This window comes from Streptomyces sp. bgisy100 (genome assembly GCF_057709105.1).
Genome location: NZ_JBYITE010000021.1, coordinates 1 through 22,810, shown reverse-complemented (window position 1 = coordinate 22,810; position 22,810 = coordinate 1). Strand labels below are relative to the sequence as shown.

Annotated in this window: 20 protein-coding genes and 1 riboswitch; of the genes, 7 read left to right on the top strand and 13 right to left on the bottom strand. The window is 72.7% G+C overall.

Features of this window, described 5'->3' with window-relative positions:
• Positions 1 to 99: 99 nt before the first annotated feature.
• Together AC3EQ1_RS16280 and AC3EQ1_RS16275 are read right to left on the bottom strand one after the other, a co-directional pair.
• Positions 100 to 1,143, bottom strand: coding sequence for a ribonucleotide-diphosphate reductase subunit beta (locus AC3EQ1_RS16280; protein WP_432095027.1), 1,044 nt, complete (start codon positions 1,141 to 1,143; stop codon positions 100 to 102).
• Positions 1,143 to 3,536: a ribonucleoside-diphosphate reductase subunit alpha gene (locus tag AC3EQ1_RS16275; RefSeq protein ID WP_432095026.1), complete on the bottom strand. Its 2,394-nt coding sequence runs from the start codon at positions 3,534 to 3,536 to the stop codon at positions 1,143 to 1,145. The genes AC3EQ1_RS16280 and AC3EQ1_RS16275 overlap by 1 nt, the downstream gene beginning before the upstream one ends.
• Before the next feature lie 150 nt (positions 3,537 to 3,686).
• Positions 3,687 to 3,810: riboswitch (cobalamin riboswitch) on the bottom strand.
• A 204-nt stretch (positions 3,811 to 4,014) separates the two neighbouring features.
• On the opposite strand from AC3EQ1_RS16275, the gene AC3EQ1_RS16270 reads away from it, so the two are divergent.
• Positions 4,015 to 4,392 carry a thioesterase family protein gene (locus AC3EQ1_RS16270; RefSeq protein WP_432095025.1) on the top strand — a complete coding sequence of 126 codons (378 nt, stop codon included), beginning with the start codon at positions 4,015 to 4,017 and terminating at the stop codon, positions 4,390 to 4,392.
• 161 nt (positions 4,393 to 4,553) lie between these two features.
• On the opposite strand, the gene mctP is transcribed toward AC3EQ1_RS16270, so the two are convergent.
• The 3 genes from mctP to AC3EQ1_RS16255 all read right to left on the bottom strand — a co-directional run bounded on the left by mctP (position 4,554) and on the right by AC3EQ1_RS16255 (position 7,432).
• Positions 4,554 to 6,197 carry a monocarboxylate uptake permease MctP gene (gene mctP, locus AC3EQ1_RS16265; protein WP_432095024.1) on the bottom strand — a complete coding sequence of 548 codons (1,644 nt, stop codon included), beginning with the start codon at positions 6,195 to 6,197 and terminating at the stop codon, positions 4,554 to 4,556.
• Positions 6,194 to 6,457 (bottom strand): DUF3311 domain-containing protein, encoded by a 264-nt coding sequence (locus AC3EQ1_RS16260; RefSeq protein WP_432095023.1) that lies wholly within the window; start codon positions 6,455 to 6,457, stop codon positions 6,194 to 6,196. Before AC3EQ1_RS16260 ends, mctP begins: the two co-directional genes overlap by 4 nt.
• A gap of 213 nt (positions 6,458 to 6,670) precedes the next feature.
• Positions 6,671 to 7,432 (bottom strand): GntR family transcriptional regulator, encoded by a 762-nt coding sequence (locus tag AC3EQ1_RS16255; protein WP_432095082.1) that lies wholly within the window; start codon positions 7,430 to 7,432, stop codon positions 6,671 to 6,673.
• Between the two features lie 263 nt (positions 7,433 to 7,695).
• Between AC3EQ1_RS16255 and AC3EQ1_RS16250 the strand changes: the two genes are divergently transcribed.
• From AC3EQ1_RS16250 to AC3EQ1_RS16240, 3 genes are all read left to right on the top strand, one after another.
• Positions 7,696 to 9,225 (top strand): glycoside hydrolase family 3 protein, encoded by a 1,530-nt coding sequence (locus AC3EQ1_RS16250; RefSeq protein ID WP_432095022.1) that lies wholly within the window; start codon positions 7,696 to 7,698, stop codon positions 9,223 to 9,225.
• A gap of 44 nt (positions 9,226 to 9,269) precedes the next feature.
• A complete protein-coding gene (locus AC3EQ1_RS16245) occupies positions 9,270 to 10,340 on the top strand; it encodes an SIS domain-containing protein (protein WP_432095021.1) in 1,071 nt (356 codons plus the stop codon).
• A 344-nt stretch (positions 10,341 to 10,684) separates the two neighbouring features.
• Positions 10,685 to 12,169, top strand: coding sequence for a sensor histidine kinase (locus AC3EQ1_RS16240; protein WP_432095020.1), 1,485 nt, complete (start codon positions 10,685 to 10,687; stop codon positions 12,167 to 12,169).
• Between the two features lie 311 nt (positions 12,170 to 12,480).
• Here the strand turns inward: AC3EQ1_RS16240 and AC3EQ1_RS16235 are convergent, their stop codons facing one another.
• Positions 12,481 to 12,738 (bottom strand): WhiB family transcriptional regulator, encoded by a 258-nt coding sequence (locus tag AC3EQ1_RS16235; RefSeq protein WP_003983230.1) that lies wholly within the window; start codon positions 12,736 to 12,738, stop codon positions 12,481 to 12,483.
• 317 nt (positions 12,739 to 13,055) lie between these two features.
• Positions 13,056 to 14,024 (bottom strand): diacylglycerol/lipid kinase family protein, encoded by a 969-nt coding sequence (locus AC3EQ1_RS16230; protein WP_432095019.1) that lies wholly within the window; start codon positions 14,022 to 14,024, stop codon positions 13,056 to 13,058.
• Between the two features lie 239 nt (positions 14,025 to 14,263).
• Between AC3EQ1_RS16230 and AC3EQ1_RS16225 the strand changes: the two genes are divergently transcribed.
• A complete protein-coding gene (locus AC3EQ1_RS16225) occupies positions 14,264 to 14,698 on the top strand; it encodes a hypothetical protein (RefSeq protein ID WP_432095018.1) in 435 nt (144 codons plus the stop codon).
• Positions 14,699 to 14,914: 216 nt separating this feature from the next.
• Here AC3EQ1_RS16225 and AC3EQ1_RS16220 read toward each other — a convergent pair whose 3' ends face one another.
• The 3 genes from AC3EQ1_RS16220 to AC3EQ1_RS16210 all read right to left on the bottom strand — a co-directional run bounded on the left by AC3EQ1_RS16220 (position 14,915) and on the right by AC3EQ1_RS16210 (position 16,811).
• Complete coding sequence (locus tag AC3EQ1_RS16220; protein ID WP_432095081.1) at positions 14,915 to 15,805, bottom strand: RNA polymerase sigma factor SigF; 891 nt, start codon at positions 15,803 to 15,805, stop codon at positions 14,915 to 14,917.
• A gap of 101 nt (positions 15,806 to 15,906) precedes the next feature.
• A complete protein-coding gene (locus AC3EQ1_RS16215; protein ID WP_351515369.1) occupies positions 15,907 to 16,320 on the bottom strand; it encodes an ATP-binding protein in 414 nt (137 codons plus the stop codon).
• 230 nt (positions 16,321 to 16,550) lie between these two features.
• On the bottom strand, positions 16,551 to 16,811 hold the full coding sequence (locus AC3EQ1_RS16210) for a UBP-type zinc finger domain-containing protein (protein WP_351515370.1): 261 nt from the start codon (positions 16,809 to 16,811) through the stop codon (positions 16,551 to 16,553).
• A gap of 73 nt (positions 16,812 to 16,884) precedes the next feature.
• On the opposite strand from AC3EQ1_RS16210, the gene AC3EQ1_RS16205 reads away from it, so the two are divergent.
• Positions 16,885 to 18,471 (top strand): Na+/H+ antiporter, encoded by a 1,587-nt coding sequence (locus tag AC3EQ1_RS16205; RefSeq protein ID WP_432095017.1) that lies wholly within the window; start codon positions 16,885 to 16,887, stop codon positions 18,469 to 18,471.
• A gap of 70 nt (positions 18,472 to 18,541) precedes the next feature.
• Here the strand turns inward: AC3EQ1_RS16205 and AC3EQ1_RS16200 are convergent, their stop codons facing one another.
• Complete coding sequence (locus AC3EQ1_RS16200) at positions 18,542 to 19,459, bottom strand: 1-aminocyclopropane-1-carboxylate deaminase/D-cysteine desulfhydrase (RefSeq protein WP_432095016.1); 918 nt, start codon at positions 19,457 to 19,459, stop codon at positions 18,542 to 18,544.
• A 164-nt stretch (positions 19,460 to 19,623) separates the two neighbouring features.
• A complete protein-coding gene (locus tag AC3EQ1_RS16195; RefSeq protein WP_432095015.1) occupies positions 19,624 to 19,857 on the bottom strand; it encodes a hypothetical protein in 234 nt (77 codons plus the stop codon).
• A 327-nt stretch (positions 19,858 to 20,184) separates the two neighbouring features.
• Between AC3EQ1_RS16195 and AC3EQ1_RS16190 the strand changes: the two genes are divergently transcribed.
• A complete protein-coding gene (locus tag AC3EQ1_RS16190) occupies positions 20,185 to 21,225 on the top strand; it encodes a family 2 encapsulin nanocompartment cargo protein polyprenyl transferase (RefSeq protein WP_432095014.1) in 1,041 nt (346 codons plus the stop codon).
• A gap of 341 nt (positions 21,226 to 21,566) precedes the next feature.
• On the opposite strand, the gene AC3EQ1_RS16185 is transcribed toward AC3EQ1_RS16190, so the two are convergent.
• Positions 21,567 to 22,508 (bottom strand): beta-ketoacyl-ACP synthase III, encoded by a 942-nt coding sequence (locus AC3EQ1_RS16185; RefSeq protein WP_432095013.1) that lies wholly within the window; start codon positions 22,506 to 22,508, stop codon positions 21,567 to 21,569.
• Positions 22,509 to 22,810 lie beyond the last annotated feature (302 nt).

Below are 22,810 nucleotides of genomic sequence, written 5' to 3'. Positions count from 1 at the left end.
GGAGATGTGACGCACGGGGCCGGGGTTGCCCAGTGACCGGAATATTCCGTTCGGACTCCGGACCGGGCAGCCCCGGGGGCGCCGGGCGGCGCGCGCCGGTCAGAAGTCGTCGTCGAAGGCGACCGAACCCTCGACCGCCACCTGGTAGGCGGAGACGCGGCGCTCGAAGAAGTTGGTCAGCTCCTGGACGTTCTGCAGCTCCATGAAGGAGAACGGGTTCTCCGAGCCGTAGCGGACCGGCAGCCCGAGCCGGCGCAGCCGCTGGTCGGCCACGCACTGCAGGTACTCGCGCATGGACGCGGTGTTCATCCCGGGCAGGCCGTCACCGCACAGGTCGTGGGCGAACTGCAGCTCGGCCTCCACGGCCTCCTCCAGCATCGCCGTGACCTGCTTGCCCATCTCCTCGTCGAAGAGGTCGGGCTCCTCCTCGCGGACGGTGTCCACGACCGAGAACGCGAAGTCCATGTGCATCGACTCGTCGCGGAACACCCAGTTCGTCCCGGTCGCCAGGCCGTGCAGCAGACCGCGCGAGCGGAACCAGTAGACGTACGCGAAGGCGCCGTAGAAGAACAGCCCCTCGATGCAGGCCGCGAAGCAGATCAGGTTGAGCAGGAAGCGGCGGCGGTCCTCCCGGGACTCCAGCCGCTCCATCTTCTCCACCGAGTCCATCCAGCGGAAGCAGAACTGCGCCTTCTCCCGGATGGACGGGATGTTCTCCACCGCGGCGAAGGCGGCGGCCCGGTCGTCCGGGTCGGGGAGGTAGGTGTCCAGCAGCGTCAGATAGAACTGGACGTGGACGGCCTCCTCGAAGAGCTGCCGGGAGAGGTAGAGCCGCGCCTCGGGCGAGTTGATGTGCTTGTAGAGCGTCAGCACCAGGTTGTTGGCGACGATCGAGTCCCCCGTCGCGAAGAACGCGACCAGCCGCCCGATCATGTGCTGCTCACCGGGGGAGAGCTTGGCCAGGTCGGCCACGTCCGAGTGGAGGTCGACCTCCTCCACGGTCCAGGTGTTCTTGATCGCGTCGCGGTAGCGCTCGTAGAAGTCCGGGTAGCGCATCGGGCGCAGGGTCAGTTCGAAGCCCGGGTCGAGCAGGTTCTTCTCGGCGGTGGAGTCCGCCGCGATCTCGGTGGTGTGGGTGGACATTACTGGCAGGCCTCGCAGGACTCGGGGTTTTCCAGGGAGCAGGCGACGGCGTCCGCCGCTTCGGCCGTCTGCTGGACGGGGATCGGCGCGGCAGCCGCTCCGCTGCCGCCCGCGGCGCGCGCGATCCGGGTCGCCGGGCGCGACCGCAGGTAGTACGTGGTCTTCAGGCCCTTCTTCCAGGCGTAGGCGTACATCGAGCTGAGCTTGCCGATGGTCGGGGAGGCCATGAAGAGGTTCAGCGACTGGCTCTGGTCGAGGTAGGGCGTACGGGCCGCCGCCATGTCGATCAGCGCGCGCTGCGGGATCTCCCAGGCCGTCCGGTACAGCGACCGGATCTCCTGCGGGATCCAGTTCAGCTCCTGCACCGAGCCGTTGGACTCCCGCAGCGCCTCCCGGGTCTGGGCGTCCCACACACCCAGCTCCTTCAGCTCCTCCACCAGGTAGGAGTTGACCTGGAGGAACTCACCCGACAGCGTCTCGCGCTTGAAGAGGTTGGAGACCTGCGGCTCGATGCACTCGTACACGCCCGCGATCGAGGCGATGGTGGCCGTCGGCGCGATGGCGAGCAGCAGGGAGTTGCGCATGCCGGTGGCCGCGACCCGGGCGCGCAGCGCCGCCCAGCGCTCCGGCAGGGTCGGCTCCACCCCGAAGTGGTCCGGGTGCAGCACGCCGCGCGAGGCGCGCGTGGCCGACCACGCCGGGTGCGGGCCGTGCCGCTCGGCGAGGTCGCAGGAGGCCTCGTAGGCCGCCAGCATGATGCGCTCGGCGATCAGCGTGGAGAGCCGGGACGCCTCGGGGGAGTCGAAGGGCAGCTTCAGCCGGAAGAAGACGTCCTGGAGGCCCATCACGCCCAGGCCCACCGGCCGCCACCGCTCGTTCGACGCCGCGGCCTGCTCGGTCGGGTAGAAGTTGATGTCCACCACGCGGTCGAGGAAGGTCACGGCGGTGCGCACGGTGGCGTCCAGCCGCTCCCAGTCCATCTCTCCGTCCGCGCCCAGGTGGGCGCCCAGGTTCACCGAGCCGAGGTTGCAGACGGCGGTCTCCCCGTCGTCGGTGACCTCCAGGATCTCGGTGCACAGGTTCGAGGAGTGGATGACCCGGCCGGGCTCCGCGGTCTGGTTGGCGGCGCGGTTGGCGGCGTCCTTGAAGGTCATCCAGCCGTTGCCGGTCTGCGCGAGGGTGCGCATCATCCGGGCGTACAGCTGGCGGGCCGGGACCGAGCGCTGCGCCAGCCCGGCGGCCTCCGCCGCCCGGTACGCGGCGTCGAACTCCTCGCCCCACAGGTCGACGAGCTGCGGCACGTCGGAGGGGGAGAACAGCGACCAGTCGGCGTCGGCCTCGACCCGGCGCATGAACTCGTCCGGGATCCAGTGGGCCAGGTTGAGATTGTGGGTGCGGCGCGCCTCCTCACCGGTGTTGTCGCGCAGCTCCAGGAACTCCTCCAGGTCCGCGTGCCAGGTCTCCAGGTAGACGCAGGCCGCGCCCTTGCGGCGGCCGCCCTGGTTGACCGCGGCGACCGAGGAGTCGAGGGTCCGCAGGAACGGCACGATGCCGTTGGAGTGCCCGTTGGTGCCCCGGATCAGGGAGCCGCGGGAGCGGACCCGGCTGTACGGCAGGCCGATGCCGCCCGCGTGCTTCGAGAGCCGGGCGACCTGGTGGTAGCGGTCGTAGATGGAGTCGAGCTCGTCCAGCGGGGAGTCGAGCAGGTAGCAGGACGACATCTGCGGGTGCCGGGTGCCGGAGTTGAAGAGCGTGGGGGAGCTGGGCAGGTAGTCCAGCCGGCTCATCAGCCGGTAGAGCGCGGCGACCTCGTCGACGGCGCGGTCCGAACCGTCCTCGGCCAGCCCGCAGGCCACCCGGAGCATGAAGTGCTGCGGGGTCTCGATGACCTGGCGGGTCATCGGGTGCCGCAGCAGGTACCGGCTGTGCAGCGTGCGCAGTCCGAAGTAGCCGAAGCGGTCGTCGGCGCCGTCGGCCAGCGCGACCTCGACGAGCGTGTCGAGCCGGGAGGCGTGGGCGCGGACGAACTCCGCGGTCCGGTCGGCGATCAGACCCTCGCGGTGACCGGTGGCGACCGAGGCGGAAAAGGAGACCGCGCCCTGGCTCGCGGCCTCGTCGGCGACCGCCCGGGTGAGCAGGCGCGCGGCGAGCCGGGAGTACTCCGGGTCCTCGGCGATCAGGCCGGCGGCCGCCTCGGTCGCCAGCTCCCGCAACTCGGCCTCGTCGGAGCCCGCGTGGCGGCCGCGGAGCGCGGCGGCGGCGACCCGGCCCGGGTCGGTCGCGGGCAGATCGGCGGTGAGGTCGGTCAGGGTACGCAGCAGCGCGGTGCCGGGGCCGTCTGCCTCGGTCACCGGTGCGGCGGCTGAAGCCGGATCGGCGGGCGCGATGGTCACGTGGTGCTCTCCCTCGCTCGGCTGGGGCCGCACGGACGGACACGACGGGCGCCGAACGGGCACACCTCACCCCGGAACAGGGCAGCGCACCGCGCAGCGTCCACCGGCCCAACCCGCGAGGCCCGGACGATTTCGTCGCCCGGTTCGGTCGATCCGGGCAGGCCGCCGGCAGGTCCTCGGACTTGGAAGTGCGCATTTCCAGCGCATTCATACCGTTGCGGGACAGTTCCGGATTCGCACCGGATTCCCCTGCGACGACAGCGAGCAAGAGCATACATCTTGTGTCGCGGTCCGCACGCAACACCACATCTTGTGTCAGGGGTTCGGGTGGTGCGCTTTGCAGGGGAACAGATGTGGTAACGGCGCCGAGGCCCGGGGGGACGGGGAAGCGCGTCCCGCGGGCCGCCCGGATTCCCATTCGGGATCGCTCGCGGATCACCCGCCGGGGTCACCCGGCGCGTCGGTTAGCCTGTCCGGCATGACGTTGAGGACCGGTGCGCGGGGTTCCGCGGAACACACCGTCAGCGAGGCCGACACCGCCGCGGAGTTCGGCAGCGGCGACCTCCCGGTCCTGGGGACCCCCGGCCTGCTGGCCCTGCTGGAGGCCGCCACCGTCGACGCGCTCGCGGGCGCGCTGGAGCCCGGCCGCACCTCGGTCGGCACCCGGGTCCAGGTCGACCACCTCAAGGCCTCACCGGTGGGGGCGACCGTCACCGCCACCGCGGAAGTCACCTACCTCGACGGCCGGTTGGTGCGGTTCACCGTGGCCGCCCAGGACGGCGCCGGCCGGCTGCTGGCCACCGGTGAGATCACCCGGGTGATCGTCGACCGGGACCGGTTCCTGGCGCGTCTCTGAGGTCCGGCGGACCCGTCCGCGCAGCTTCGCCCGGCCCCGCCGCCGGCTTTGCCCGTACCGCCCGCCCCCGCGCGCGGCGCCCCGGACACGCCGACGGGCCGCCGCCCCCGTGTCGGAGGCGACGGCCCGCAGGCTCGCGTCGAGCCGGATACCGGCCGGGGTCAGTGCCCGCCCGGCGCCCCCGCGGTGGCCGGCGGCAGTTCGGTCTCCACGCCCGGTTCGCCCGCGTCCGCGGTGTAGTCGGCCGCGGTGGTCTCGTCGATGCCGTCGGGCGCCTTCACCGCCCGCAGCACGAAGGTGAGCACCACCGTGACGAGGGCGTTGAGGACGAACGCGGTGAGGCCGATGTAACCGATCTCACCGATCCCCGGGATGGCGTCCGCGCTGCCGCCGAAGTGCTTCTGGGCCGGATTGGTCGGACTCGGCACCCCGTACGCCGCGAGGGTGCCGTAGATCATGCCGACCGCCCAGCCGCCCAGCAGCGCCCAGCGGTGGAACCACCGGGTGAACAGGCCGCCCACCAGGGCCGGGAACGTCTGGAGGATCCAGATGCCGCCCAGCAGCTGGAAGTTGATGGCCACGGTCTTGTCCATGGTGAGGACGAAGGCCAGCGCGCCGACCTTCACCAGCAGCGAGGCGAGCTTGGAGACCTTGGTCTCCTGGGCGGGCGTCGCGTCCGGTTTGAGGAAGTCCTTGTAGATGTTCCGCGTGAAGAGGTTGGCCGCGGCGATGGACATGATGGCCGCCGGAACCAGCGCGCCGATCCCGATCGCCGCGAAGGCCACGCCCGCGAACCAGGACGGGAACATGTTCTCGAACAGCTGCGGGATGGCCAGCTGGCCGTTCTTGACCTTGATCCCGGCGGCGATCGCCATGAAGCCGAGGAACGCCAGCAGCCCCAGCATCAGCGAGTACAGCGGCAGGATGGTGGTGTTGCGGCGGATCACCTCACGGCTCTTGCTGGAGAGCGTCGCCGTGATCGAGTGCGGGTACATGAACAGCGCCAGGGCCGAGCCGAGCGCCAGCGTGGCGTAGGTCCACTGCGCGGGCTCCCCGGTCACCACCGATCCGCGCGGCTTGTCCGTCACCGGATTGGTCTGGGTGAACGCCTCGCCGGCCTTGGCGAAGATCGAGTCGAAGCCGCCGAGCTTGATCGGGATGTAGATGATCGCCACGGCGATCACGATGTAGATCAGGGTGTCCTTGACGAAGGCGATCAGCGCCGGCGCCCGCAGCCCCGAGGAGTAGGTGTACGCGGCCAGCACACCGAAGGCGATCAGCAGCGGCAGGTCCTTGATGAACCAGTGGGTCGACTCGCCGCCGCCCACGCCCATCACGTCCAGCACCGCCTGAATGCCCACCAGCTGCAGCGCGATGTACGGCATCGTGGCGAGGATGCCGGTCACGGCGACGGCCAGCGAAAGCCCCTTGGAGCCGAACCGGCCGCGGACGAAGTCCGAGGTGGTGACGTAGCCGTGCTTGTGCGACACCGACCACAGCCGCGGCAGGAAGGTGAAGATCAGCGGGTACACCAGGATCGTGTACGGCACCGCGAAGAAGCCCGCGGCGCCCGCCGCGTAGATCGCCGCCGGCACCGCCACGAAGGTGTACGCCGTGTAGAGGTCGCCGCCCAGCAGGAACCAGGTGATCCAGGTGCCGAAGCTGCGGCCGCCCAGGCCCCACTCGTCGAGGCTGTCGGCGTTGTCGGCCCGCCGCCAGCGCGCCGCCAGGAAGCCCATGGCCGTGACGGCCACGAAGAAGAAGATGAAGACGCCGAGGGCGACGCCGTTCACGCCGTCGTTCATTCCGGCGCACCTCCCTTGCGGGCCCGCCGCTCACGCCGGACCAGCACGTAGGCGAGCGAGGTGAGACCGGTGGACGCGAACACCCAGAACAACTGGTACCAGTAGAAGAAGGGGATACCGATCACCGTCGGTTCGACCCGTGCGTACGAGCCGACCCACAGCATGGCGACGAACGGTGCGATCAGGCACAGGGCCACGACCACGCGTGGCGGCGTGATCACCGGCCTGGTGCCCTCGCTTCTCGGTGGCTGTTCCGACATGCCGCGGCTCCGTCCCTCTTCAGCGATCACTGCAGTGCGCAGGAAATCTAAGCGAGCGCGCGGCCCGGCGTCAGCCCCTGTCCGCATCTCGGTACGGACACACTTGACGGATCCGCAGGTCAGAGCCGGTGCGGCGCGCCCCGGGAAGATCCCCGGGGGCGCGCCGGAGGGCCGGGCTCCGGCGGAGGGCCGGGTTCGGGCGTCGGGCCGGGCTCAGACCTCGGGCCGCCGCAGCCGGGCCACGAACTTGTAGCGGTCGCCGCGGTACACCGACCGCACCCACTCCACCGGCTCGCCGTCGGTGTCCCGCGAGTGGCGCGACAGCATCAGCATCGGCAGTCCGACGTCGGTGCCGAGCAGCCCCGCCTCGCGCGGATTGGCCAGCGAGGTCTCGATGGTCTCCTCGGCCTCCGCGAGGCGCACGTCGTAGACCTCCGCCAGCGCGGTGTAGAGGGAGCTGTACTTCACCAGGCTGCGGCGCAGCGCGGGGAAGCGTTTCGCCGACAGGTGCGTGGTCTCGATCGCCATCGGCTCGCCGCTCGCCAGCCGCAGCCGCTCGATGCGCAGCACCCGGCCGCCGGGCGCTATGTCCAGCAGCCCGGCCAGCCGGTCGTCGGCCGTCACATAGCCGATGTCCAGCAGCTGGGAGGTCGGTTCGAGGCCCTGGGCCTTCATGTCCTCGGTGTACGAGGTCAGTTGCAGCGCCTGCGACACCTTGGGTTTGGCGACGAAGGTCCCCTTCCCCTGGATCCGCTCCAGTCGCCCCTCGACGACGAGCTCCTGCAGCGCCTGGCGCACCGTGGTGCGGGAGGTGTCGAACTCCGTGGCGAGGGTGCGCTCCGGCGGTACCGGCGTACCGGGCGGCAGGGTCTCCGTCATCTCCAGCAAGTGCCGCTTCAGCCGGTAGTACTTGGGCACGCGAGCGGTGCGGTTCGCGCCCGCCGCCCCGCCGCCGTCGGCCCGTTCGCTCTCCATGGCCAGCCTTCCCGACTCACGTCCTGCTGCCGTCACCGGCTCCTCCGTCCGTCGCGGACATCGTGGCACGGTCCGGGCGTGCCGGGGCACGGCTCCCGCCCAGGTGTCGGCTGCGTAACGGACCCGGCCGCGGCCGAGGGGTGCCCTTGACACCCCGATTGGTCCAGGCCAAGCTGTCGGTCAGTGGTCTAAACCATTAAGGTGCGAACCGTTCGGGACCACGCCCCGGAGCCGACGCTGCAGCGAAGGGATGACGCTTCTCCATGGCGACGCTCACCCGCAGGGCCGACACCCTCACCCGGGACGCCCTGGCCGTCCTCCAGCCCGGGTTCACCGGCACCACCGCCCCCGACTGGCTGCTGCGCCGGCTCGGTGAAGGTCTCACCTCGGTGGGTCTGTTCGGCCGCAACATCGCCGGCCCCGAACAGCTCGCGGCCCTCACCGCACGGCTGCGCGCCGAACGCGGCGACCTGATCGTCGCCGTCGACGAGGAGGGCGGGGACGTCACCCGGCTGGAGGTCCGCACGGGCTCCTCCTTCCCCGGGAACCTCGCCCTCGGCGCGGTCGACTCCCCGGAGCTGACCCGTGCCGTCGCCCGGGAGCTGGGCCGCCGGCTCGCCGCCTGCGGGATCAATCTCAACTGGGCGCCGTCGGCCGACGTCAACTCCGACCCGGACAACCCGGTGATCGGCGTCCGCTCCTTCGGCTCCGACCCGGAGCTCGTCGCCCGGCACACCGCCGCCTACGTGGAGGGGCTCCAGTCGGCCGGGGTCGGCGCCTGCGCCAAGCACTTCCCCGGGCACGGCGACACGACCACCGACTCCCACCACGACCTGCCGACCGTCGGCGCCGGCCTCGCGACGCTGCACGCCCGCGAACTGGTCCCGTTCCGCGCCGCCCTGCGCGCCGGTGCCCGCGCCGTGATGAGCGCCCACATCGTGCTGCCCGCGCTCGATGCGCACCGCCCCGCCACCCTCAGCCCGTCCGTCCTCGGCGGGCTGCTGCGGGCCCCCGCCGCCGAGGGCGGCCTCGGCTTCGAGGGGCTGATCGTCACCGACGGCATGGAGATGTGCGCCGTCGCGGACCGCTACGGCATCGAGCGCGGCAGCGTCCTGGCGCTGGTGGCGGGCGCCGACGCCGTCTGTGTCGGCGGCGGACTGGCGGACGAGGCCACCGTGCTGCGGCTGCGGGACGCCCTGGTCGCCGCCGTCCGCGCCGGTGAGCTCCCCGAGGAGCGGCTGGCCGAGGCGGCCGGCCGGGTCCGGGCGCTCGCCGCCCGGCCGCCGGGGACACCCGAGGCGCCCGCGGCCGACCCCGGTGTCGGCCTGGCCGCGGCCCGGCGCGCGCTGCGGGTCACCGGGCTCGCCGGCCACGAGCCCCTGACCGCTCCACCGTTCGTCGCGGCGTTCACCCCCGTCGCCAACATCGCGGTGGGGGACGAGACCCCGTGGGGCATCGCGGCGGAACTGGCCCGGCTGCTCCCCGGCACCGTGACCGGCACCTACGGCCGGGAGGCCGCGGACGGGGGCGGAATGCCGGGAATGATCGGAGATGTGCTGGAACGGGCGGGTGACCGTAGGATCGTCGCCGTGGTCCGCGATCTCCACCGGCACCCCTGGATGGCCGCCGCACTGGACGCCCTGCTCGCCGTCCGGCCCGCCACGGTCGTGGTCGAGATGGGCGTGCCCCAGGCGCCGCCCGCCGGAGCGCCGCACATCGCCACACACGGAGCCGCCCGCGTCTGCGCGCGGGCCGCCGCGGAGGTCATCACCGGCCGGACGGCCGGAAGCTGACGGCCGTGGCACCGCAACGACCGAACCAACGGGAGGCACCCAGCATGTCCGCCACCACTCCGGACCGGCCCGCCGGGCAGCCGGGCAGCATCATGTCCGGCGAGATGGCCGAACAGCCGGAGGTCCTGCGCCGGATCCTCGACGAGGGGGCGCCGAGGATCCGGGAGATCGCCGAACAGGTGGCGGCCCGCAACCCCCGCTTCGTGCTGCTCACCGCCCGCGGCACCTCCGACAACGCCGCGCTCTACGCCAAGTACCTGCTGGAGGTGCTGGTCGGCAAGCCCTGCGGCCTGACCTCGATGTCCACCACCACGGCGTACGGGGCGACCCCGGACCTCACCGATGTGCTCGTGATCACCGTCAGCCAGTCGGGCGGCTCCCCGGACCTGGTGGCCTCCACCGAGGCCGCCCGGGCGGCCGGGGCGGTCACCCTCGCGGTGACCAACAACGCCGGCTCACCGCTCGCCGCGGTCTCGGAGTTCCACATCGACGTCCTCGCGGGCCCCGAGAAGGCGCTTCCGGCGACCAAGACGTACACCGCCGAGCTGCTGGCGCTCTACCTCTTCGTCGAGGGCCTGCGCGGCGGCGACGGCTCCGCCGCCAAGGCCCTCCCCGAGCTCGCCCGGCAGATCCTCGCCCGCCAGGACGAGGTCAGGGCGCTGGCCGCCCGGTACCGCTTCGCCGAGCGCATGGTGCTCACCTCCCGCGGCTACGGCTATCCGACCGCCAAGGAGGCCGCCCTGAAGCTGATGGAGACCAGCTACATTCCGGCGCTCTCCTACTCCGGCGCCGACCTGCTGCACGGCCCGCTGGCCATGGTCGACAACATCTCGCCGGTGATCGCGATCGTCACCGAGGGGAAGGGCGGCGAGGCCCTGCAGCCGGTGCTCGACCGGCTCCGCGGCCGGGGCGCCGACCTGGTCGTCATCGGCAGCCGGGCCGAGGTCGACCGGGCGTCCGCCGGCTTCGCGCTGCCCACCTCCGGCGTGGCCGAGGAGGTCCAGCCGATCCTGGAGATCCTGCCGCTCCAGATGCTGGCGTACGAGGTCACCATCGCCCGCGGCCAGGACCCGGACGCGCCGCGCGCCCTGGCCAAGGTCACCGAGACCCACTGAGCCGCCGGGGGCTGCCGGGGGAGGGGCCGGGGAGGCCGGAAAACACTTCGGGCCACGGCGCCGGGACAGGACCCTCAACCTGTCCGGCACCGCAGCCCGGAGCTGGTGCCGGCCCACCGTCGTGCGGAGTGTGCGGTTCCCGCGGACGGCCGGCCGACCGGAGGCCACGGAGCAGTCAGGGCAGAGAGCGCCGTGTGCCTCTGTTCCGTCCTCCTGTGCGGGGAGGGCGGAGGCTTTACCTTCTCATTGTGGACTAGACCACTAACATCTGTCCATGCATCGGCAGAGCGTTCACCCATGCTGCAACGAACTCTGCCACAGGTAGGCTCACATTCGTGCCCTCCATGAACGACCTTGTACGTCAGCACACGGCCCTCGACGAGTCCGACCTCGAGTGGCTGCACCTGCTGGTCTCGGAGTGGCAGCTGCTCTCCGACCTCTCCTTCGCCGACCTGGTGCTGTGGGTGCCCACCCGCGACGGCGCCCGCTATGTCTCCGTCGCCCAGATGCGGCCGAACACCGGACCCACCTCCTACCAGGACGACATGGTCGGCCATCTGGTCCCGCGCGGCCGCCGCCCGATGCTCGACGCCGCGCTCGACGAGGGCCGGATCGTCCGGGAGGGCGACCCCGAGTGGCGCGAGGAGGTCCCGGTCCGGGTCGAGTCCATCCCGGTCCGGCGCGACGGCCGGGTCCTGGGCGTCATCGCCCGGAACACCAACCTGCTGACCGTGCGCACCCCCAGCCGCCTCGAACTCACCTATCTGCAGAGCGCCTCCGACCTGGCCCAGATGATCGCCGCGGGCTCCTTCCCCTTCCCCGGCCAGCAGGTCGACATGGACGCCTCGCCGCGGGTGGGCGACGGTCTCATCCGGCTCGACGCCGACGGCGTCGTGCAGTACGCCAGCCCCAACGCGCTCTCCGCCTACCACCGGCTCGGCCTCGCCGCCGACCTGGTGGGACACCACCTCGGCCGGACGACGGCCGAACTCGCCCCGTCCCGCGGCCCGGTCGACGAGGCGCTCGTCAAGCTCGCCAGCGGCTGGGCGCCCCGGGAGACCGAGGTCGAGGGCAACGGCGGCGTGATCCAGCTGCGCGCCATCCCGCTCAAGCCCAAGGGCCCCCGCATCGGTTCGCTGGTGCTGCTGCGCGACGTCACCGAACTGCGCCGCCGCGAGCGGGAGCTGATCACCAAGGACGCCACCATCCGGGAGATCCACCACCGGGTGAAGAACAACCTGCAGACCGTGGCCGCGCTGCTGCGGCTCCAGGCCCGCCGGATCGGTTCGGAGGAGGGCCGCGAAGCCCTGGGCGAGGCGGTCCGCCGGGTCGGCTCGATCGCCATCGTGCACGAGACCCTCTCCCAGACCCTCGACGAGCGGGTCGAGTTCGACGAGATCGCCGACCGGGTGCTCGCCATGGTGGCGGAGATCTCCCCGGGCCGGGTCACCGGCCGCCGGACCGGACGCTTCGGAATCCTGGACGCCGAGGTCGCCACCCCGCTGTCCATGGTCCTCACCGAAGTGCTGCAGAACGCGCTGGAGCACGGCTTCGGCACCACGGCCTCGCCGGGCGGGGAGCAGGGAACGGTCGAGGTGTCCGCGGTGCGCGGCGGCACCCGGACCGAGGGCCGGCTGCTGGTCACGGTCCAGGACAACGGCCGCGGCCTGCCCGAGGACTTCGACGCCGGCCGGACCGGCAACCTGGGCCTGCAGATCGTCCGGACCCTGGTCGAGGGGGAGTTGGGCGGAACGTTCGACATGCTGCCCGCCCCGGAGCGCGGCACCAGGGTGGTGCTGGACATCCCCGTACGCGCCGAGAAGCACTGACCGCGGAACCGCGTGTTCGCCGGTGTTGACGTGGCTCCCCGCCGGGGCGCGGAGAGCTGCGACGGGCCCCGGCTCCGGCCGGTGCCCGCCCGCACAGCAGTGAACCCCGCACAGCAGTGAACCCCGGATGACAGTGAGCCCCGCACAGCAGCGAGCCCCGGACCGAATCGGTCCGGGGCTCACTGCTCACGGTGCGTGGGCACCCCCAGAAGCTGCTCCGGGGGAGCGGCTGGGGTTACTGCGCGCTGCGGCTCGGGGGCGGGAGGTGCGCACTCGCTGTACGCGCCGCCCGGGCACGGGGGGCGTTCGGGTCAGGCGCTGGCGTTGCGCGCCCGGTTGCGAGCGGCGCGGCGCTTCATCGCGCGGCGCTCGTCCTCGCTGAGGCCACCCCACACGCCGGAGTCCTGGCCGGACTCCAGCGCCCACTGCAGGCACTGCTCCATGACGGGGCAGCGACGGCAGACGGCCTTGGCTTCCTCGATCTGCAGCAGCGCAGGACCGGTGTTGCCGATGGGGAAGAAGAGCTCGGGGTCTTCCTCGCGGCAAACGGCGCGGTGACGCCAGTCCATGGCTGCTCCATCTCCTTGTATTACCAGCAGGTTGCTTGTGAATGTGAACGCTTTCACGAATCCCCCCACAAGGGAAGGGGCCTGCTTCCAGTTGCCTGGTGCGGTCCCAGCGAAATGAGGAGGGGTTCCGGCTCTCAAGGGGGCCTTCCTGCGGGCCGTCCCGATCGCCATGAAGAGACTCGCAAACCTCGGCGGCGGATACAACCCCTTCTGGAAAGTTTTTTTTGATTCCTTGGTGTCGTCTGGGTCACAGCCGTACTTCCAGTGGGTGGAAGCTGGCCTAAACGTTCGAGTGGAAGGACTTTTGCCCGTTCCGCTCACACAATCACACGCAGTGCACGGCGTACGCCTGTGAACGTCACGCTCGAACGCAGTCCCAGATGGTCGCCGTCCATCTGAAAGGGGGCCGGCGCCTGCGAATGCAAGGTGAAGTCCGTCAGGTCGTGCAGCGACACCGCGTGCTTTCCGCTCGGCCCCCGGTCGGGCGACGAGGTCAGCAGCTGCGTGGCGTACCGGGCCATCCCGGCGGCCGACAGGGTGCTCAGCCCGAGCACGTCGAGCGCGGTGTCGAAGGAGGCGCGCGGGGAGGCGTAGATCGGGCGATTGCCCAGGTAGGTCCAGGGAGCGGTGTTGCAGACTATCGAGAGCAGCAGGTTCTCGACCGGGGCGTGGCCCGGGCGCTCCAGGGTGATCGGGCTCTGCCGCCGGCGCTGCTCGGTGAGGAACTGCCGCATCAGCTGCCGCACGTACAGCGCGTGGGTCGAGCGCTTGCCCAGCTCGCGCTGCTGTTCGACCCGCCCGACGACGCCCGCGTCGAAGCCGAACCCCGCGCAGAAGGTGAACCAGCGGGCGGGCACGCCCTCGTCCGCGGTGCCCGGGGTGCCGGCCGCGTGGCCCAGGCCCACGGTTCGCTCGCTGTGGTCACGCAGCGCGTCCAGCAGGGCGCCGGTCGCCTCCACGGCGTCGTTCGGGAGGCCGAGAGCCCGGGCGAAGACATTGGTCGACCCCCCGGGGACGACGCCCAGGCGCGGCAGCGCGTCGGGGTCGGGGCCGCGGTGCAGCAGCCCGTTGACGACCTCGTTGACGGTTCCGTCCCCGCCGAGCGCGACGACCAGCTCCGTCTCGCCGCCCTCGGCCGCCTGGCGGGCCACGTCGCGGGCGTGGCCCCGGTACTCGGTCGTCACGACCTCCAGCTTGAGGTCGCTCGCGAGGGCGTGGATGAGGACATCGCGCGTGCGGGCACTGGTGGTGGTTGCTGCCGGATTGACCACGAGAAGCGCGCGCATGCGCAGCAGACTACCTACCCTCTGGTACCGGGCCCAGCCGGGTGCCCGCCCACCGGACAGCCTCCCGGCCCCACGGGGCATCGGAGGGCCTCGCGGCCCAGGAGTGCCGGGCGACCGGCCCCGCGACCCAGGGGTGCCGGGCGACCGGCCCCGCGACCCAGGGGTGCCGGGTGACCGGCCCCGGGGCGCCGCACGACCGTCCCCGCGGTGCCCCGTGGGCCGGGAGCTACCCTGCTGGGGTGAGCAAGCAGACCCAGGCCCCCGAAGACACCGGCTCCGCCGGCCCCCGCCCCACCCGGCTCACCGTCGCCGCCGCGCTGGCGGGGGCGGAGGGTGCGGCGCTCGCCGTGTTCGGGGCGTATCTGCTCGTCATGGGCCTGCTCGGGAGCCCCGAGAGCCCGACCCAGGCCGAGACGGGCGGGCTGACGCTGCTCGCCCTGGCGGCGCTGCCGCTGGCGGCCGCGCGTGGACTGCTGCTCCGCCGCCGCTGGAGCCGGGGGCCTGCGCTGATCACCCAGATCATGGCCGTGCCGGTCGCCTGGACGCTGATCAGCACCGGCGGGGTGCTCATCGCGGTGGGGGTGGCCCTCGGCGCCGTGGCGCTGGCCGTGCTGGCGCTCCTGGTGAACCCGACGGCGACCGAGGCACTGGGCATCGCACCGCGCGACGCCTGAGCGGGGCGCGGCGGCGAACGCTGTGACGCTCCGGTGGCAGGGCCGCGGGAGCGACGGTGGTGACGCTCGGTGGCGGGACCGGCTCCAGTGGCGGGGCCGCGGCAGCGACTGCCGTGAGGCTCCGCCGGCAGCGCTGCGGCGCGGGGCCGGAGCACCCGGGGCCCAGGGTGCGACCGGGGAGCGGCGTGCCGGAGGCCGGTGCGGCCCCCGGCGCCGTCATTCCTCGACGAGCAGCTTGTCCCGCAGCTGGGCCAGGGTGCGGGCCAGCAGCCGGGAGACGTGCATCTGGGAGATGCCGACCTCCTGCGCGATCTGCGACTGGGTCATGTTCCCGAAGAACCGGAGCAGCAGGATCTTCTTCTCCCGCGGCGGCAGCTCCTCGAGCAGCGGCTTGAGGGACTCCCGGTACTCGACGCCCTCCAGGGCGTCGTCCTCCGCGCCCAGGGTGTCCGCGACGGCCGGGGACTCGTCGTCGGTGTCCGGCACGTCGAGGGAGAGCGTGCTGTAGGCGTTGGCCGATTCCAGCCCCTCCAGCACCTCCTCCTCCGAGATGCTCAAGTGCTCCGCCAGCTCATGGACGGTGGGTGACCGGCCGTGCCGCTGGGACAGCTCGGCGGTCGCGGTGGTCAGTGAGAGGCGCAGCTCCTGGAGCCGGCGCGGGACGCGCACCGCCCAGCCCTTGTCGCGGAAGTGCCGCTTGATCTCCCCGACGACCGTCGGTGTCGCGTACGTGGAGAACTCCACCCCGCGCTCCGGGTCGAACCGGTCCACCGACTTGATCAGACCGATGGTGGCGACCTGGGTCAGGTCGTCCAGCGGCTCGCCCCGGTTGCGGAAGCGGCGGGCCAGGTGCTCCACCAGCGGCAGGTGCATCCGGACCAGGTGGTTGCGCAGCTCGGCGCGCTCGGGAGAGCCGTCGGGCAGGTCCCGCAGCTTGATGAACAGGGCACGGGCACCGCTGCGGTCGTGCGGATCGGGCAACTGCCCGTGCTCGTGCTCGTACGCGTGCTCCGGTTCGTGCTCGCGTCGTTCACCCTGGCTATGGTCGCCCTGCGGCCGCTCGCCCTGGTGCTGCTCGTCCTGGCGCTGATGCTGATGCTGGTCCATGTGGTCCGCCCACTCTGCCTGCTGCTGCTCGGGGATGGCCGTACCGGGCACCACCCGCGCGACGCGCCTCTCGTCCGGCACCGGCCTGCCCGTCCCGTCCGTCACGGCTGTCCGGGGCCCGCGCCGCGCTTCTTGTGCAGACTGATGCTGACCGTGCGGTCCTCCGCGACCGACGAGTCGACTTCACCGGCGAGTGCGGAGAGCACCGTCCAGGCGAAGGTGTCGCGCTCCGGTGCGCGGCCGTCCGTGGTGGGCGCGGAGACGGTCACCCGCAGTGCGTCGCCGACCAGACGGAAGACGCAACTCAGCACGCTTCCCGGTACGGCCTGCTGCAGCAGGATCGCGCACGCCTCGTCGACCGCGATGCGCAGATCCTCGATCTCGTCGAGGGTGAAGTCCAAGCGGGCTGCCAGGCCGGCCGTGGCCGTACGCAGCACCGACAGGTAGGCACCCGCAGCGGGCAGCCGGACTTCCACGAAGTCCTGGGTCCCGGGCTCGCCTGCGATCTGGGACACCCTCACCTCCAAGGTGACACAAGCTGGTTGAGCTTTCCGAGCACCGGCACGGCGGCCCGCCTGAGGCGGGACCGGGCCGACGCGGCACATGGTTCAGCTGCGACGCTATCGCGATCCGGGGGAAGAGGTCCCATGGACCGGGGAGCATCACTTATTGTAAGCCCCTGGGTACGCACAGTGGCTAGAGGTCTGCGCTCCCAATTCGAAGGGATGCCCGTCCGGTTGGCCGCTCAAGCGATCCGCTGATCCACGAAGCACCACCGCCAGCTCTCGCCGGGCTCGAACGAGCGCATCACCGGATGTCCGGTGTCCTCGAAGTGCTGCGAGGCGTGCCGGAGCGGCGACGAGTCACAGCATCCCACGTGACCGCACTCCAGGCACAGACGCAAGTGCACGGGATGGGTGCCCGCGGCCCGGCACTCCAGACAGGTGTCGGACTGGGGCGACGGTTCGGGGTGCGGCTGTTCCTGAAGATGCGGGCACTCGCTCATGATGGCCAGAGTAAAACGAGCCGAGGCGTGACGCGGCGGGTGCCGCACGCCTGAGACGGGGTGGAGCGGGCGGATGGCGGCATTTCCTCTGCTGGTGCTGGTGGCGGCCGGCGCCGCGATCGCGGGTCTGGCCCGCCGGACCCCGGTGCCCCCGCCGCTGGTGCTGGTGACCGCGGGCCTGCTCGGCAGCTTCCTTCCGGGCATCCCGGACTACACCCTGGACCCGGACATCGTGCTGCCGCTCGTGCTGCCGCCGCTGCTGCACCTCGCCGCGCTCGACAGCTCCTATCTGGGGCTGCGGGCCAATGTCCGGCCGGTGGCGCTGCTGTCCGTCGGATACGTGCTGTTCGCGACCGCCGCCGTCGGCTGGGTCGCGTACACCGTGGTCCCCGGGATGCCGCTGACCGTCGCCCTGGTGCTGGGCGCCGTGGTCGCCCCGCCGGACGCGGTGGCCGCGACCGCCGTGGCCCGCCGGATCGGCCTTCCGCACCGGATCGTCACCATCCTCAAGGGCGAGTCGCTGTTCAACGACGCGACCGCCATCACCGCCTACCGGGTCGCCCTGGCGGCGGCCGTCGGGGAGGGGGTGTCCTGGGGCGAGGGGCTGGCGGAGTTCGCGCTCGCCGCGGGCGGCGGTGTGGGCATCGGACTGCTGCTGATGGTGCCGTTGCACTGGCTGCGGACCCGGCTGCGGGACCCGCTGCTGCTGAACACCCTCTCGTTGCTGACGCCGTTCTTCGCGTACGGGGTGGCGGAGTCGGTCCACGCCTCGGGCGTGCTCGCGGTCGTGGTCGTCGGCCTCTATTTCGGGCACCGGGCCTGGCAGGTCGACTTCGCGACCCGGCTCCAGGAGGCGGCGGTCTGGAAGATGATCGCCTTCATCCTGGAGTCGTCGGTCTTCCTGGTCATCGGGCTCCAGCTGACCGTCGTGCTGCGCGGCCTCGGCGGCTACGCCCCCGGTGAGGCCGCCTGGTACGCCGTCGTCGTCTTCGTGGCGGTCGTCGCCTCCCGCTTCCTCTGGGTGTACCCGGCCACCTACCTTCCGCTGCTGCGCGGGCCCGGCGGCCGGCCGCCGTGGACCCATCCCTTCGCGGTGTCCTGGGCGGGCATGCGCGGGGTGGTCTCGCTCGCGATCGCGTTCTCGGTCCCGGAGACCGTGCACGGCGGCGGCGCGTTCCCGGCCCGCAATCTGCTGCTGTTCCTGGCCTTCACCACGGTGATCGGAACCCTGGTGGTGCAGGGCGTGACGCTGCCGCCGCTGATCCGGCGGCTGAAGCTGCCCAGCCACGACCCCCAGCAGCTCCTGCTGGCCGAGGCGGAGGCGCAGAACGCGGCGTCGGAGGCGGCCCAGCAGCGGCTCGACGAGCTGCTCGCCGACCCGCGCAACGCCCTGCCGCGCCCCCTGGAGGAGCGGCTGCGCACCGTGCTGGAGCGGCGGCGCAACGCGGTGTGGGAGCGGCTCGGCGGGGTCAACGAACTGACCGGGGAGTCGGTCGACGAGACCTACCGCCGGCTCTCCCGCGAGGTGATCGCGGCCGAGCGGGACGTCTTCGTGCGCATGCGGGACGAGGGTCGGCTCGACGACGAGATGCTCCGGCTGCTGCTGCGCCGGCTGGACCTGGAGGAGGCGGCGGCGCACGGGGAGGAGCTCGCGGGGTAGGCCGCGCGCCGCGCGGGGCCCCGTTGCGCCGTTCCCGGAGGCCGGGCCGTCGTCCCCGGCGGTCCGGCCGTCAGTCCCGCAGGGAGAGGTCCGGGCCGGTCACCACGCCGGCGACCGTCGTCCCCGGCGGGAACGCGCCCTCCTCGGCCAGGGTGGTGAGCCCGTAGAGCATCTTGGCCACGTACAGGCGCTCCACCGTGACGCCGTGCCGCTCGGTGAAGTCGTCGGCGAACGCGTGCAGTTCGGGGGTGAGCCTGGCGTAGCCGCCGAAGTGGAAGCGCTCCTCGACCCGCCAGCGGCCCGTGCGTCCGCCGAAGGCCGCGTGCTGCAGGCGCTCGGTCTCGCGGTCGAGGAAGCCGCCCTTGAGGGCGGGGAAGCCGACGGCCCGCTGCTCCGGGGCGAGCCCGGCGGCCAGCCCGGCCAGGGTGCCGCCGGTTCCGCACGCCACGGCGACGACGTCCGCGGCGCCCCGCAGTTCCCGCCCGAGCGCGGTGCAGCCGCGCACCGCCGCCGCGTTGCTGCCGCCCTCGGGTACCAGGTGGCAGTCGCCGAAGCGTTCCCGCAGCTCGGCGGCCATGGCCGGCTCCGCCTTGCGCCGGTAGGCGGCGCGGTCGACGAAGTGCAGCTCCATGCCGTCGGCGGCGCAGCGGGCCAGGGAGGGGTTGAGCGGGCGGTCGGCCAGCTCGCCGCCCCGGACGACCCCGATCGTCCGCAGCCCGAGCAGGCGTCCGGCGGCGGCGGTGGCGCGCAGGTGGTTGGAGTAGGCGCCGCCGAAGGTGAGCAGCGCGGTCTGTCCCCGCTCGGCCGCGGCGCGCAGGTTGGGGACCAGCTTGCGCCACTTGTTGCCGGGTATGTCGGGGTGGATGAGGTCGTCCCGCTTGAGCAGGAGCCGGACGCCCCGGCGGGTGAAGCGCGCGTCGTCCACCGGCTCCAGCGGCGAGGGCAGCCGCGGACGCAGCAGGTCGGGATCGGGGGCCGGGGAACTCACCGGACCATTGTCACCTGCGGTGACGCCGGGGACTCGGCCGGCCGGCCGGGCGGTGCGGCGGCGCAGGTGCGCCCCTCGGCCCGGCGGCCGGTTCCCGGGGCAAGCCGACCGGCCGCCCCCGGCCCGGCGAGCGGACCCGGGGCGGCCGGCCCTGTGTCTCCTGCTCAGCCTCGCAGGAAGTCCTCGCCGTGGGTCCGGGCGTGGTTCTCCACGGCGTCCAGCGCCTTCTGGGTCCCCTCCGGGGTGCCCGTGCCGTGCCGCTCCGCGTAGTACGCCTCGCCCAGCCTCTTCACCAGGTCTTGGCCCGCCCGCTGGGCCTGCACGTCGTCGATCTTCTGCTTGCCCTGATGGAGCCCGCGCTGCGCCTGTTCCTTGGCGCGGTCCAGGAACCCTGACATGAGCTGCCTCCTGCGATCGATGCGGATGAGCGGATGCCGTCGCCCCGTCACCGGACAAGGCCCGCCCGGTGGACCGGGATCCCCGCGGCGGAAGGCCTGAAAGGTCTGGATTGATATGTCATGCCCTGTTCTCAGGGTAACCGACACCCGTTCCACCGCCTCCCGTCGCGCCCCCGCGAGGGGCCGGGCGCCGTGACGTGGCGTCCGGACGCGCCCGGGCACCGTGATCTATTCCCACCCATTCGAGTAATGGTGGGCGGCGGACGGCGGCTGCCAGGATGAACGGGCAGGTGGGAGACCTGCGTTGGCACATCGAGGGGTGGGGCGATGGACACGTTCACGCAGAGCCGGGAGTGCCGCGAGGCCACGGATCTTCTCGAGCGGTCGCGCAGGGCCGTGAACCCGGCGCTGCGTGCGGCGGTGGACTCGCTGCCGGCCTCGATGCGGCGCATCGCCGCCTACCACTTCGGCTGGCAGGACGCCGGAGGCACCGCGACCGCGGGGAACGCGGGCAAGGCCATCCGCCCGGCCCTGGTGCTGGCCGCCGCCGGGGCCCTGGGCGGCCGGGCCGAGCAGGCGGTGCGCGCCGCGGCCGCGGTGGAGCTGGTGCACAACTTCACGCTCCTCCACGACGACGTCATCGACCGGGACCCGACCCGCCGCCACCGGCCCACCGCCTGGACCGTCTTCGGCATCCCGGACGCCATCCTCGCCGGGGACGCCCTGCACTCCCTGGCGCTGCGGATCCTCGCCCAGGATCCCCACCCCGCCGCCACACAGGCGGCCGGCCGGCTCGCCGCCTGCGTGGTCGAGCTGTGCGACGGCCAGCACGCCGACTGCGCCTTCGAGCAGCGGGCGGAGGTCGGGCTCGACGAGAGCCTGGCCATGGCAGAGGCCAAGACCGGGGCGCTGCTCGGCTGCGCCTGTGCGCTCGGCGCGCTCTACGCCGGCGCGGGGGAGAGTGCCGTGGCCGCCATGGACGCCTTCGGGCGGGAGGCGGGGCTGGCGTTCCAGCTGATCGACGATCTGATCGGCATCTGGGGCGATCCGGCGGACACGGGCAAGCCGGTGGGGGCCGACATCGCGGCCCGCAAGAAGTCGCTGCCCGTGGTCGCCGCACTGGCGTCGGGCACGCCCGCCGCCGCCGAACTCGCCCGGGTGTACGCGATGGAGGGCCCGCTGGACGCCGGTGCGCTGCGGCGGGCGGCGGACGCCGTGGAGCGTGCGGGAGGGCGGGACTGGGCGCAGAGCGAGGCCTGCGTCCGGATGGCCTCGGCCGTGGATCAGCTGGCCCGGGCGGTGCCGGATCTCGCGCACGCCGGTGACCTGCTGGCTCTCGCGGAGTTCGTGACCCGCCGCAGCCGCTGAGCCGCTGAGCCGCTGGGCCGCCACAACTGCTGAGCCGCTGAGCCGGGGGCCGGGGCCGCTGCCCCGCGCCGGTCCCGGGCGGGGACTCGGGGCGTCCGGTCCGGAAGTCCCGCCGCGGCGGCCGAGCCCGGGCTCCGGGCCGGCTCCTGCGGCGTCCGTCCCGGGGTGGGGGCTCGGGGCTTCCGCCCCGAAAGTTCCGCCGCAGCCGCCGAGCGGGAAACCGGGTCCGCTGCCCCGTCCGCCCGGGGGCGGGGCCCCGGCCTCCGCCCCGCCCGGAAGGCCCGGAAGCCCGGAAGCCCGGAAGGCGCGGAAGGCCCGGCCGGTACGGCCCCGCGGACCGCTCAGGGGCAGCGGATGACCTGGCCCGCGTACGAGAGGTTGCCGCCGAAGCCGAAGAGCAGAATCGGGGCGCCGGAGCTGACCTCACCGCGTTCCACCAGCTTCGACAGCGCCAGCGGGATGCTCGCGGCGGAGGTGTTGCCGGACTCGACGACATCCCGCGCGATCACCGCGTTGACCGCGCCGAGCTTCCGGGCGACCGGTTCGATGATCCGCAGGTTGGCCTGGTGGAGGACGACCCCCGCGAGGTCCTCCGGGGCGACGCCGGCCCGCTCGCAGACCCGGCGGGCGATGGGCGGCAGCTGGGTGGTGGCCCAGCGGTAGACGGCCTGGCCCTCCTGGGAGAAGCGGCTCGGCGTGCCCTCGATGCGCACGGCGTTGCCCATCTCCGGAACGGATCCCCAGACCACCGGGCCGATCCCCGGCTCCTCCGCGGCGGTGACCACGGCGGCGCCGGCGCCGTCGCCCACCAGGACGCAGGTCGACCGGTCCGTCCAGTCGGCGACGTCGGTGAACTTCTCGACGCCGATCACCAGGGCGCGGCTCGCCGAGCCGGCGCGGATGGCGTGGTCGGCGGTGGCGAGGGCGTGGGTGAAACCGGCGCAGACGACGTTGAGGTCCATCACGGCGGGCGAGGCCAGGCCGAGCCGGGCGGCGACCCGGGCGGCGGTGTTGGGGCTGCGGTCGACGGCCGTGCAGGTGGCGACGAGGACGAGATCGATGTCCGCGGGCGCCAGGCCGCTGTGGGCCAGGGCCTTGCCGGCCGCGGTGGCGGCCATGTCGTCCACCGACTCCTCGGGCCCGGCGACATGGCGGGTGCGAATCCCGACCCGGCTGCGGATCCAGGCGTCGCTGGTGTCCACCATGGCGGCCAGCTCGTCGTTGGTCAGCACCGTGGCGGGCTGGTGGTGACCGAGAGCCAGTACGCGTGACCCGGTGGTCATGGGGCGTTCTCCCTGTTGCGCGGTGCGGGTGTGCTCCCAGTCTTGGGCCGACTCGCCAGTAGGGCAGAGCGGGTTCCGCCAACGTTCCGCCGCGAGTTCTGGCACGACCCGCACAACCGGCACGGATCCGGGGCCGCCGCCCCGGCAGGCGCGCCCGGCGAGTGGGGTCCGGGAGGCCGGGGGAAACCGGGAAGGGCCCGGCCGCCGATGGCGACGCTGTTGGTTTATTCGGGCCCGATCACTTCGCCCCGCCGAGTTGGTGCTCGGCGGGGCGAAGTCGTGCGAAGTGGCTGGTGCGGGTG